Raw genomic sequence first — 13,250 nt, 5'->3', positions numbered from 1 at the left:
ATGCCTTCAATTCGACTGGCTGATTTAGCCCAGCAGTTGGATGCACAGGTGCATGGTGATGGCGATCTTGTCATCACCGGCATCGCTTCTATGCATTCAGCCGAGCCATCGCAAATCACGTTTTTGTCAAACAGCCGTTATCAGGAACAACTCGCAACTTGCAATGCCGGTGCTGTGGTGTTGACTGAGGCTGACTTACCGTTCTGTAAATCTGCGGCCCTGGTGGTTAAAAACCCTTATCTAACCTATGCACGTATGGCTCAGATAATGGATACCACACCTCAACCTGCGCAAGATATTGCTCCAAGTGCGGTGATTTCTCCACAAGCAACGCTGGGTGAGAATGTTTCTATCGGTGCCAATGCAGTGATAGAGTCCGGTGTAGTACTGGGTGATAACGTGGTTATTGGTGCGGGCTGTTTTATTGGTAAGAATACTCACATTGGTGCTGGTAGCCGTTTGTGGGCCAATGTTTCCGTTTATCATGAAGTTGTAATCGGGCAAAACTGTCTGATTCAATCCGGTACGGTCATTGGTGCAGATGGTTTTGGCTATGCAAATGATCGTGGCAACTGGATAAAAATACCACAGCTCGGTTCTGTACATATTGGCGATCGGGTTGAGATTGGCGCCTGTACAACGATTGACCGTGGTGCACTGGATAATACGATTATTGGCAATGGCGTCATCATTGATAACCAATGTCAGATTGCACATAACGTTGTGATTGGCGACAATACCGCAGTTGCGGGTGGTGTTATCATGGCGGGTAGCCTCAAAGTTGGGCGCTATTGCATGATTGGCGGCGCAAGTGTGATCAATGGTCATATGGAGATCTGTGACAAAGTCACAATCACCGGAATGGGAATGGTGATGCGTCCAATCACTGAACCTGGGTTATACTCCTCCGGTATTCCGCTACAACCCAATAAGGTTTGGCGTAAAACCGCTGCTTTGGTGATGAATATTGATGGAATTAATAAACGCTTAAAAGCTATTGAGCGCAAAATCGATAAAGAATAATCACTTAAGCCCGAAACTCTGAGCAAATAATCAAACTTATTGGCACTGATGCCAAAAGTAGATACCCAAAGAAATTGGAGTTGTAAATAGGAAGCAAGCGAATGAACTCTGATGAACTTACATAGGTAAGTTATTCAGGTGAATGAACGCAGCTGACACCGTTGCAACTTCAAGTCCGAAGGGTGTAAAGAGTTCCTAATTTGCGGCCTGCCTAATGCCTCCCTTTTGGGGCAGTGCAGGCCGTGTTGTTGATAGCATCAGTTTTTTAGACAGGAAGAGTATTTTGACTACTGACACTCATACTCTGCACATTGAAGAGATTTTGGATCTACTGCCGCACCGTTTTCCGTTTTTGCTGGTAGATCGCGTCCTTGATTTTGAGGAAGGAAAATTTCTGCGTGCGGTGAAGAACGTCTCTTTCAACGAGCCATTTTTCCAAGGCCATTTCCCAGGTAAGCCAATCTTCCCTGGTGTGCTGATATTAGAAGCGATGGCTCAGGCTACCGGGATTTTGGCGTTTAAGAGCCGCGGTAAACTTGAACCAGGTGAGCTTTATTATTTTGCTGGTATCGATGAAGCCCGCTTTAAACGTCCAGTAGTGCCTGGCGATCAAATGATCATGGAAGTTGAGTTTGTTAAAGAACGCCGTGGTCTGACCCGTTTTACTGGTGTTGCGAAAGTTGATGGTGAAATTGTTTGTACGGCAACCATGATGTGTGCTCGTAGCAAACCAGCAACAGCTGTAGTTACAAAGTCTGAAGTTACAAAGCCTGACGTTAAGGAGTCTTGATACGTGATTGACAAAACCGCCGTTATCCATCCAAGTTCTATCGTCGAAGAAGGTGCAGTTATTGGCGCTGGTGTTCATATTGGCCCCTTCTGCTTTGTCGGATCCCAGGTGGAAATCGGCGCTGGCACGGAACTGAAATCCCATGTCGTCGTTAATGGAATAACAAAAATCGGCTGTGATAATCAGATTTACCAATTTGCTTCCATTGGAGAAGCAAATCAGGATCTGAAGTATGCGGGCGAGCCTACTCGTGTTGAGATCGGTGACCGTAACCGTATCCGCGAAAGTGTTTCTATCCACCGTGGCACTGTGCAAGGTGGTGGATTAACGAAAGTAGGCAGCGATAATTTACTGATGATCAATGCCCACATCGCCCATGACTGCATCATTGGCGATCGTTGTATTCTTGCGAATAATGCAACATTGGGTGGTCATGTAGAAATCGACGATTTTGCCATTATTGGCGGAATGACTGCTATCCATCAATTCTGCGTGATTGGTGCGCATGTAATGGTGGGCGGTTGTTCTGGTGTTGCTCAAGATGTGCCTCCTTTTGTCATCGCTCAGGGTAACCATGCGACACCATTCGGTATCAATATTGAAGGGTTGAAGCGTCGTGGTTTCGACAAAGAATCACTCCATGCTATCCGCAATGCCTACAAATTATTGTATCGCAGCGGCCGGACGCTGGATGAAGTGAAGCCCGAAATTGCTGAATTGGCAGAGCAACATTCGGCAGTTCAAGCATTCATTGATTTCTTTGCTCGTTCGACTCGCGGCATTATTCGCTGACTTATGCAAAATCCCCCATTATCTGTTGATCGACCGTCAAGCAGTGTGCGTCCTTTAACTATAGGTTTAGTCGCCGGAGAAACATCTGGCGATATCTTAGGTGCCGGATTAATTCGTGCATTGAAAGCCCAGGTTCCTGATGCCCACTTTGTTGGTGTGGCTGGGCCTCTGATGCAAGCTGAAGGATGCGAAGCTTGGTTTGAGATGGAAGAATTGGCAGTGATGGGGGTAGTTGAAGTATTAGAGCGTCTACCACGATTACTAAAAATCCGAAAAGAGCTGACTCAGCGTTTTAGTGAGCTCTCGCCGGATGTTTTTGTCGGTATTGACGCCCCTGATTTCAATATTACCCTTGAAGGGCGCTTGAAACAGCGTGGCATACGTACCGTTCATTATGTCAGCCCATCTGTGTGGGCCTGGCGGCAAAAACGTGTTTTCAAAATTGGCAAAGCCACCGACATGGTGCTAGCCTTCCTTCCTTTTGAAAAAGCGTTTTACGATCGTTTCAATGTTCCCTGCCGTTTCATCGGCCATACCATGGCTGATGCAATGCCGCTAGCACCTGATAAAAACGCGGCAAAAGCAGAGCTTGGCATTGCAGCAAATACAACTTGTTTGGCCTTATTGCCGGGTAGCCGCCATTCTGAAGTAGAAATGCTCAGTGGTGATTTTCTGCGCACTGCTGCCATTCTGCGGCAACAAATGCCTAATCTGGAAGTGTTGGTTCCTCTGGTGAACAGCAAGCGGCGTGAGCAGTTTGAGCGAATTAAAGCCGAAATTGCACCTGACCTGGCGGTGCACTTACTTGACGGCAATGCTCGTCTGGCAATGATTGCTGCTGATGCGACATTGCTGGCTTCCGGTACTGCCGCACTAGAATGTATGTTGGCCAAGTGCCCTATGGTTGTCGGTTATCGCATGAAGCCTTTCACGTTCTGGCTGGCTGAGCGGCTGGTCAAGACCCCTTATGTCTCGTTGCCTAATCTGTTGGCTGGCGAAGAGCTAGTGACAGAGCTTTTGCAGCAAGAGTGCCAACCGCAAAAGTTAGCCGATGCGCTGCTGCCGTTACTACAAGGTGGCTCGGCGGTTGAGGCCTTGAAAGAGCGTTTTCTGATTTTACATCAGAGCATCCGCTGTGGCGCAGATGAACAGGCAGCGCAGGCTGTATTGGAGCTAGCAGGGCGATGACTGATATCTTTATTTACCCGCAGGCAAATCTGATTGCGGGTGTGGATGAAGTTGGTCGCGGCCCTTTAGTGGGAGCAGTTGTCACTGCTGCGGTCATTCTCGATCCTAAACGGCCAATAGTGGGCTTAGCTGACTCGAAAAAACTGAGTGAGAAGCGCCGGTTATCACTTTATGACGAAATTACAGACAAGGCCTTATCATGGAGCCTTGGGCGCGCTGAGCCTGAAGAGATTGACCAGCTTAATATATTGCACGCCACTATGCTGGCAATGCAAAGAGCAGTCGCAGGGCTGCATATTGCGCCCGATTATGTCTTGATTGACGGTAACCGTTGCCCGAAACTGGCTATGCCATCATTGGCTGTTGTGAAAGGTGATAGTCGAGTGGCTGAGATAAGCGCCGCTTCAATTCTGGCTAAAGTCACGCGCGATCGTGAAATGACTGAGCTGGATCTCCAATTCCCTGAATATGGTTTCGCACAACACAAAGGCTATCCAACCGCTGTCCATTTAGAAAAGTTGACAACTTTTGGGGCAACAGAGCATCACCGGCGGAGTTTTGGCCCGGTTAAACGTGTGCTGGGTTTAGTGTAAACGGCTGTTTGCACTCATAAACCAAGCAACATCCATAACGTATGGATATAATTCCTTAGCAATGAGTTGCTGGGGATGTGATTCAATCCACTAATTTCTGGTGTCTGGATATGGCCGAACCTCGTTTTGTCCACCTGCGTGTTCACAGCGATTACTCCATGATAGATGGATTAGCCAAGATTGGACCCTTGGTGAAGAGAGCTGCTGCATTAGGCATGCCCGCTCTGGCCATTACCGATTTTACCAACCTGTGCGGCTTGGTAAAATTCTACGGTAGCGCGCATAGTGCTGGAGTCAAACCCATCATCGGCGCAGACTTCTATGTGCAAAGTGAAATCTTAGGTGATGAATTAGCTCACCTTACTGTGCTGGCACGCAATAATGAAGGTTACCAAAATCTTACTTTACTGATATCTGAAGCTTATCAACGCGGCTATGGCGCAGCTGGCCCTATTATTGACCGTGACTGGCTGATTAAGCATAAAGAAGGTCTGATTCTGCTGTCCGGTGGTCGGATGGGGGATGTGGGTAAGTTTATTCTGCGGGGTAATCATGCTCAGGTTGATCAGTGCCTTGAGTTTTATCAAGAACATTTCCCTGACAGTTACTATCTGGAATTAATCCGTACTGGTCGCCCGGATGAAGAAAACTACCTTCATGCCGCTGTGGCATTAGCAACAGAACGTGGCTTGCCTGTGGTAGCGACCAATGATGTGCGTTTTATCGATGAATCAGATTTTGATGCCCACGAGATTCGCGTGGCTATCCACGACGGCTTTACTCTGGTTGATCCTAAGCGACCTAAAAACTATAGCCCGCAGCAGTTTATGCGCGACGAAGAGCAGATGTGTGAGCTGTTCGCGGATATTCCTGAGGCGCTAATCAACAGTGTTGAAATCGCTAAACGTTGTAATGTGACGATCCGGCTTGGGGAGTATTTTTTACCCCAGTTCCCAACGGGTGATATGAGCACAGAAGACTTCTTGGTTGAAAAGTCTAAACAAGGTTTAGAAGAACGACTGGAGTTCTTGTTCCCTGATCCTGAAGTTCGGGCACAAAAACGCCCTGCATATGATGAACGTCTGGAAATCGAACTAAAAGTTATTAACCAGATGGGCTTCCCCGGCTACTTCTTGATAGTAATGGAATTTATCCAGTGGTCAAAAGATAACGGGGTGCCGGTAGGGCCGGGCCGTGGTTCTGGTGCAGGTTCCCTGGTTGCTTACGCGCTGAAGATTACCGACCTTGATCCACTGGAATTTGACCTACTGTTCGAACGTTTCTTAAACCCGGAACGTGTATCCATGCCTGACTTCGATGTCGACTTCTGCATGGAGAAGCGCGATCTAGTGATTGAGCACGTTGCGGATATGTATGGCCGGGATGCTGTTTCTCAGATAATTACCTTTGGTACAATGGCAGCCAAAGCGGTGATCCGCGATGTGGGCCGTGTACTGGGCCATCCTTATGGTTTTGTCGATCGTATCTCCAAACTGGTCCCGCCTGACCCGGGTATGACGTTGGAGAAAGCTTTCGCAGCGGAACCGCAACTGCCTGAAATCTATGAGGCAGATGAAGAAGTTAGAGCGCTGATTGATATGGCGCGAAAATTGGAAGGGGTAACGCGTAACGCCGGTAAGCATGCCGGTGGGGTGGTTATCGCACCAACAAAAATTACTGATTTCGCCCCACTATACTGTGATGCGGAAGGGAATAACCCGGTTACACAGTTCGATAAGAATGATGTGGAATATGCCGGCTTGGTGAAGTTTGACTTCCTTGGTTTGCGAACGCTCACTATCATTAACTGGGCGTTGGAGATGATCAACGCTCGCCGCGCGAAAACCGGATTAGAGCCGATTGATATTGCGTCTATTCCGCTGGATGATAAAAAAAGCTTCGATATGCTGCAACGTTCTGAAACGACAGCAGTATTCCAGCTAGAATCCAGAGGCATGAAGGATCTTATCAAGCGTCTAAAACCGGACTGCTTCGAAGATATGATCGCATTGGTGGCGCTATTCCGCCCTGGCCCGTTGCAATCAGGGATGGTTGATAACTTTATTGACCGTAAACACGGCCGTGAAGCGATATCCTATCCTGATATTGAATGGCAACATGAATCTCTAAAACCGGTGCTTGAGCCGACCTACGGCATCATCTTGTACCAAGAACAGGTTATGCAGATTGCGCAGGTTCTGTCTGGTTACTCACTCGGCGGCGCGGATATGTTGCGGCGTGCGATGGGTAAGAAAAACCCGGCAGAAATGGCGAAACAGCGCTCTATATTTGAAGATGGTGCCAAAAATCAGGGCGTTGACGGCGAGCTGGCAATTAAAATCTTTGACCTGGTAGAGAAATTTGCTGGCTATGGTTTTAACAAATCACACTCTGCCGCTTATGCTTTGGTTTCTTACCAAACTTTATGGTTGAAAGCCCATTATCCGGCTGAATTTATGGCGGCGGTAATGACGGCCGATATGGACAACACTGATAAAGTGGTAGGTCTGGTCGATGAGTGCTGGCGGATGGGGCTGAAAATTCTGCCTCCGGATATCAACAGCGGCCTATATCATTTCCATGTAAATGATGAGGGCGAAATTGTTTATGGTATCGGTGCAATCAAAGGTGTTGGCGAGGGGCCGATCGAGGCCATGTTGGAAGCCCGTAAAGAGGGTAGCTATTTCAAAGAGTTATTTGATTTATGTGCCAGAGTTGACACAAAAAAACTCAATCGTCGAATTTTAGAAAAGCTTATTATGTCTGGTGCCTTTGACCGTTTGGGGCCGCACCGGGCTGCATTAATGAGCTCGCTGGGTGAGGCGTTAAAGGCAGCAGACCAACATGCCAAGGCAGAAGCTATTGGTCAGGTTGATATGTTTGGTGTATTGGCAGATGCACCAGAGCAGGTTGAGCAATCTTATGCTAATGTGCCGCCGTGGCAAGAGCAGATTGTTTTAGACGGTGAGCGGGAAACGCTGGGGTTATACCTGACCGGCCACCCGATCACCCAGTATCTGAAGGAAATAGAACGTTATGCCGGCGGGCTGCGTTTGAAAGATATGCATCCGACGGATCGGGGCAAAATGACCATGGCTGCGGGGCTGGTTATCGCAGCCAGAGTTATGGTGACAAAACGCGGAAATCGTATTGGTATTTGTACTTTGGATGACCGTTCCGGGCGTCTTGAGGTGATGTTATTCACCGATGCGTTGGAAAAATATCAGCATTTGTTAGAAAAAGACCGTATCCTGATAGCCACCGGACAGGTCAGCTTTGATGACTTTAGTGGTGGACTTAAAATGACCGCCCGTGAGTTAATGGACATCAGTGAAGCTCGTGAAAAATATGCCCGTGGGCTTGCTATATCGCTGACCGACAGGCAAATTGATGACCAGCTTTTGAACCGTCTCCGTCAGTCGTTGGAACCCCATCGAGCGGGGACGATCCCAGTGCATCTTTATTACCAACGGGAAGATGCTCGCGCCCGGCTGCGGTTTGGAGCCACATGGCGCGTGACGCCCACCGATCGCTTATTGATAGATTTGCGAACGCTGGTAGGTAATGAGCAGGTGGAACTGGAATTTGACTAAAATAGGAATGCTATGAGTCTGAATTTTCTTGATTTTGAACAGCCGATTGCAGAGCTGGAAGCGAAAATTGACTCGCTGACCGCAGTCAGCCGTCAAGACGAAAAATTAGATATTAATCTGGACGAAGAGGTTCAGCGTCTACGTGAGAAAAGTGTCGAGCTGACGCGGAAGATATTCTCGGATCTCGGTGCATGGCAGATTGCCCAATTGGCACGCCATCCTCGTCGCCCTTATACCCTGGATTATATCGCTAATATCTTTACTGATTTCGAAGAGTTGGCAGGTGATCGCGCCTATGCTGACGATAAAGCTATCGTCGGTGGTATCGCTCGCCTGGATGGTCGCCCGGTGATGATTATTGGTCATCAAAAAGGTCGTGAAACCAAAGAGAAGATTCGCCGTAACTTTGGTATGCCAGCTCCAGAAGGTTATCGTAAGGCATTGCGTCTAATGGAAATGGCTGAGCGCTTTAAGCTGCCAATCATTACTTTTATTGATACCCCAGGGGCTTATCCTGGTGTTGGTGCAGAAGAGCGTGGCCAGTCTGAAGCCATTGCGCGTAACTTGCGTGAGATGTCTCGCCTGAATGTGCCTATCGTTTGTACTGTCATTGGCGAAGGTGGCTCTGGCGGTGCATTAGCCATTGGTGTTGGCGATAAAGTGAATATGCTGCAATACAGCACTTATTCCGTTATCTCACCAGAAGGTTGTGCCTCTATTTTGTGGAAAAGTGCTGATAAAGCGCCTCTGGCCGCAGAAGCAATGGGTATTACGGCTCATCGTTTGAAAGAACTGAAGATGATCGACTCCGTCATTCCTGAGCCTTTGGGCGGTGCGCACCGTGATTATCTGGCGATTGCCGCTTCACTGAAAGCACAGCTTCTGGCTGATCTCAGTGATCTGGATGTGTTGAATGACGAAGAGTTATTAAATCGTCGTTATCAGCGCCTAATGAACTATGGTTATTGCTGAGTAACTGCGTCCATATTGCAGGTCATTTAAGTTAGATATTGAAATCCGGTGCATATATTATGTACCGGATTTTTTATTTATTAGCGCCCGGCTCACGCTGGCAAGCCATCCTGCCATGTTATATCCACACGGTTTGTAACTGATCATTTATAAGCAAATAAATAATATGGTTTAAACATCGTAGATACCGACTGAGTATTTATCTCAAAATAATGTTTAACCTCATAATTTTCTGCTAAAAGATACCCTGTGTTGAATTTTCATGTTGTTATAGATGATTAGTGAACAATTTGAGGATTCACCAATGAATATCATCGCAATCATGGGGCCGATGGGGGTTTATTATAAAGATGAACCTATTCGAGAGTTGAACGATGCCCTGCTCGCCAGAGGTTTTCAGCTCATCTATCCTAAGAGTCGTGGTGATCTGCTCAAGCTTATTGAGCATAATGCGCGCATTATTGGTGTGATTTTTGATTGGGACCAACACAGTAATGAACTTTGCGCTGAGATTAATGATCTAAACGAATATCTCCCACTTTATGCATTTATCAATACCACCTCGTCACTGGATGTCAGTTTGAATGAAATGCGCATGGCACTTTATTTCTTTGAATATACTCTGAATGCCGCTGAAGATATTGCTCAACATATTGAACAATATACAGCGGAGTATATGGATAGTATTACCCCGCCTTTAACCAAAGCACTGTTTAATTATGTTAAAGAAGGAAAGTATACATTTTGTACTCCTGGACACATGGCGGGAACGGCTTTTCAAAAAAGTCCGGTGGGGAGTTTGTTCTATGATTTCTTTGGCGCTAATACCCTTAAAGCAGATATTTCAATCTCCGTTACTGAACTGGGATCATTATTAGATCATACCGGGCCACATTTGGAGGCCGAGGAATATATTGCCCGCACATTTAATGCCGAACAGAGCTATATGGTAACGAATGGCACATCGACGGCGAATAAAATCATTGGTATGTACTCATCACCTGCTGGCAGTACGGTACTGATTGACCGAAATTGCCATAAGTCTCTGACGCATCTATTAATGATGAGCGATATTATTCCTGTTTATTTATGTCCTGCGCGAAATGCTTATGGCATTTTAGGCGGCATCCCACAGCACGAATTTACTAAAACCTCCATTGAGGCAAAAGTTGCGCAGACTAACAATGCCAGTTGGCCGGTACATGCAGTAATCACCAACTCGACCTACGATGGCTTGCTCTATAATACGGATTATATTAAGCAGACATTAGATGTACCTTCCATTCACTTTGATTCCGCCTGGGTTCCTTATACTAATTTTCATGAAATTTATGAGGGTAAAAGTGGCATGAGTGGCGAGCGAATGGTGGGGAAAGTATTTTATGAAACGCAATCAACCCATAAATTACTGGCCGCATTCTCTCAGGCATCAATGATTCATATTAAAGGTGATTACAATGAAAGCACCTTTAATGAAGCTTACATGATGCACACCACAACCTCCCCTAATTACGGGATTGTTGCTTCGATGGAAACGGCGGCAGCCATGATGCGCGGTAATCCGGGACGGCGCATGATTTTACGTTCTATTGAGCGGGCGATGCATTTTCGCAAAGAAGTGCGCCGATTACGCTCAGAAAGTGATAACTGGTTCTTTGATGTCTGGCAGCCAGAAGATATTGATGAAATAGCCTGTTGGCCACTCCAGCCGGGGCAAAAATGGCATGGTTTTAGTCATGCGGATGCTGATCATATGTATCTTGATCCGATCAAAGTGACAATTCTAACGCCGGGAATGAGCCACGAAGGAGTACTTGAGGAGGAAGGGATCCCCGCCGCATTGGTAGCAAAGTTTCTGGATGAACGTGGGATCGTGGTAGAAAAAACCGGCCCCTATAATTTGTTATTCTTATTTAGTATCGGTATTGATAAAACTAAGGCAATGAGTTTATTGCGCGGCCTGACCGATTTTAAGCGCGCTTTTGATCTTAATTTGCGGATTAAAAATATGTTGCCAGATCTGTTTGCTGAAGATCCTGATTTTTATCGCCATATGCGTATTCAGGATCTGGCTGCAGGAATTCATAACATGATCCGCCAACATGATTTACCTCGCCTGATGCGCAAGTCATTTGATGTATTGCCAGAGATGAAACTCACGCCTTATAACATGTTCCAACAGCAGATCCGCGGTAATATAGTCGCTTGTGATATGGCTGATTTGATTGGCAAGGTGGTCGCCAACATGATCTTACCTTATCCACCGGGAGTGCCATTAGTCATGCCGGGTGAAATGATTACCGAAGAGAGCCGTGCAGTATTGGATTTCCTCCTGATGCTTTGTGCTATTGGTGCTCGTTATCCTGGGTTTGAAACGGATATACATGGTGCTAAGCGCGATGATGATGGGCGTTGCTGGGTCAATATACTCGATACAAAACAATAGGTTGGAGTGATATATGCTGGCAATACGTCAGGTTCATCATATTGCGATAATTGGCTCAGATTATCAGGCGAGCAAAAAATTCTATTGTGAGGTTTTGGGTTTTAGTCTCATGAGTGAAGTTTATCGCGAAACGCGGGATTCCTGGAAAGCGGACCTGGCGTTAAACGGTCAGTACACGATTGAGCTTTTTTCCTTTCCGTCTCCTGCCGCACGCCCCAGTCGCCCGGAAGCATGTGGCTTACGGCATTTGGCCTTTCAGGTCGATGATATTGAACTGGCGGTGCGGGAACTTGAAGGCGCAGGTGTAATTTGCGAAGCAGTCCGCATTGATCCCTATACACAAGCACGTTTTACTTTCTTTAATGACCCAGATGGTTTACCTCTGGAGCTCTATGAACTGACTGCGGAATAAGATGAACGCCACTCCTGCTACATCAAATGTTTTGCTTAACCCACTGTTCGCGCAGTTGGGCGAGCAGCGCCATGTGCTGGTCGGGTTCAGTGGTGGTTTGGATTCCAGTGTACTGCTGCATTTATTGGTGTGCCTGCGTGATCAACTTATCCCTGACTTGATGATTCGAGCTATTCATATTCATCACGGTTTAAACCCATTGGCAGATAGTTGGGTAAAACATTGCCAGCAGCAATGTGAGCAATGGAAAATCCCGCTCGAAGTGGTACGAGTCACTATTGATGCACGTCATGCTGGTATTGAAGCAGCGGCGAGAACTGTTCGTTATCAAGCATTTGCCTCACATTTAGCCACGAATGAAGTGTTAGTTACTGCCCAGCATTTAGATGACCAATGTGAAACCTTCTTACTGGCACTCAAACGTGGCAGCGGCCCGGCGGGCCTATCCGCAATGGCGGCTAAAATGCCTTTTGCGCATAGCCAATTATGGCGGCCATTATTGGCATTTTCCCGTGAGACACTTGAGCACTATGCTCAAGTGCAGCGATTACAGTGGATTGAAGATGACAGTAATCAGGATGATCGTTTTGATCGCAATTTCCTGCGATTAAGAATCTTACCTTTGCTCACTCAGCGTTGGCCGCACTTTGCTCAAGCCACGGCACGCAGTGCCGGTTTGTGTGCTGAGCAGGAGCAACTATTGGATGAGTTGTTGGCGGATAGCCTGCGACAGCTACAAAATGCAGAAGGAGCACTGTCTGTCGAGGGGTTATTAGTGGTTTCAGAGGCTAAACGCGCAGCGATATTACGCCGTTGGTTAGCACAATGGGGAGCCGCAATGCCATCGCAGAGCCAACTACAACGTTTGTGGTTGGAAGTGGCTATGGCCAGACAAGATGCGGAGCCTCAATTAACTCTCGGCGCACATCAGGTTCGCCGTTTCCGACAATATTTGTACCTGCTATCGCCACTGACAGAGATACGAATACCGCATCTGCCTTGGGCTAAAGTTCAGGCTGGCTCTGGTTCGCTACCGGTTGTGCCAGCCCCTTTAATTCTGCCGGCGGGCCTTGGGACATTGAGCTTTACAACCGAGGGCGGGCAAGCCCTTAAAGCCCCAGCCATTGGCGATGAAATAAGCATAGGTTTTGGTTTGCAAGGGGATATTAAAATTGTCGGGCGGCAACATGCACGTCAAAGCAAGAAATTATGGCAAGAGTTAGGCATCCCGCCATGGCTGCGAGAACGTATTCCGTTGCTTTATTTTGGCGAGCAGTTGATTGCGGCAGCGGGGGTTTTTGTCACTCAAGCTGGGCAGGCTAAAGAAAATGAACCGTGCTGGCACCTTCATTGGGTCAAACCGGAATTGAATAATAAGAATAAGTAAGAGGTTAATGACAAACCTATTTTGCTGCACTGAGACTAACGGGGCGACTGCACT

At 47.2% G+C, this 13,250-nt stretch carries 10 protein-coding genes; all 10 read left to right on the top strand.

Annotation, left to right across the window (positions count from 1 at the left end):
• A complete protein-coding gene (gene lpxD, locus FGL26_RS11075) occupies positions 1–1,023 on the top strand; it encodes a UDP-3-O-(3-hydroxymyristoyl)glucosamine N-acyltransferase (protein ID WP_005173181.1) in 1,023 nt (340 codons plus the stop codon).
• A 283-nt stretch (positions 1,024–1,306) separates the two neighbouring features.
• Positions 1,307–1,813 (top strand): 3-hydroxyacyl-ACP dehydratase FabZ, encoded by a 507-nt coding sequence (gene fabZ, locus FGL26_RS11070; protein WP_005173178.1) that lies wholly within the window; start codon positions 1,307–1,309, stop codon positions 1,811–1,813.
• A gap of 3 nt (positions 1,814–1,816) precedes the next feature.
• Positions 1,817–2,605: an acyl-ACP--UDP-N-acetylglucosamine O-acyltransferase gene (lpxA, locus tag FGL26_RS11065; protein ID WP_005173176.1), complete on the top strand. Its 789-nt coding sequence runs from the start codon at positions 1,817–1,819 to the stop codon at positions 2,603–2,605.
• A gap of 3 nt (positions 2,606–2,608) precedes the next feature.
• The gene (gene lpxB, locus FGL26_RS11060; RefSeq protein ID WP_032903009.1) at positions 2,609–3,793 is read left to right on the top strand and encodes a lipid-A-disaccharide synthase; all 1,185 of its coding nucleotides are present in this window, start codon (positions 2,609–2,611) and stop codon (positions 3,791–3,793) included.
• Positions 3,790–4,386 (top strand): ribonuclease HII, encoded by a 597-nt coding sequence (gene rnhB / locus FGL26_RS11055; RefSeq protein WP_005173174.1) that lies wholly within the window; start codon positions 3,790–3,792, stop codon positions 4,384–4,386. Before lpxB ends, rnhB begins: the two co-directional genes overlap by 4 nt.
• 110 nt (positions 4,387–4,496) lie before the next feature.
• The gene (gene dnaE, locus FGL26_RS11050; RefSeq protein WP_032912814.1) at positions 4,497–7,979 is read left to right on the top strand and encodes a DNA polymerase III subunit alpha; all 3,483 of its coding nucleotides are present in this window, start codon (positions 4,497–4,499) and stop codon (positions 7,977–7,979) included.
• Positions 7,980–7,991: 12 nt separating this feature from the next.
• On the top strand, positions 7,992–8,951 hold the full coding sequence (accA, locus tag FGL26_RS11045; RefSeq protein WP_004391685.1) for an acetyl-CoA carboxylase carboxyl transferase subunit alpha: 960 nt from the start codon (positions 7,992–7,994) through the stop codon (positions 8,949–8,951).
• Positions 8,952–9,255: 304 nt separating this feature from the next.
• Complete coding sequence (locus FGL26_RS11040; protein ID WP_005173170.1) at positions 9,256–11,397, top strand: lysine decarboxylase LdcC; 2,142 nt, start codon at positions 9,256–9,258, stop codon at positions 11,395–11,397.
• 13 nt (positions 11,398–11,410) lie between these two features.
• Positions 11,411–11,809: a VOC family protein gene (locus FGL26_RS11035; protein WP_005173167.1), complete on the top strand. Its 399-nt coding sequence runs from the start codon at positions 11,411–11,413 to the stop codon at positions 11,807–11,809.
• A 1-nt stretch (position 11,810) separates the two neighbouring features.
• On the top strand, positions 11,811–13,196 hold the full coding sequence (gene tilS, locus FGL26_RS11030) for a tRNA lysidine(34) synthetase TilS (RefSeq protein WP_032909142.1): 1,386 nt from the start codon (positions 11,811–11,813) through the stop codon (positions 13,194–13,196).
• Positions 13,197–13,250: the final 54 nt, after the last annotated feature.

The sequence above is a fragment of the Yersinia enterocolitica subsp. enterocolitica genome, assembly GCF_901472495.1.
GTDB classification, from domain to species: domain Bacteria; phylum Pseudomonadota; class Gammaproteobacteria; order Enterobacterales; family Enterobacteriaceae; genus Yersinia; species Yersinia enterocolitica.
Note: the sequence above shows the minus strand (reverse complement) of the source record. Positions and strands in the feature narration are given on the sequence as shown.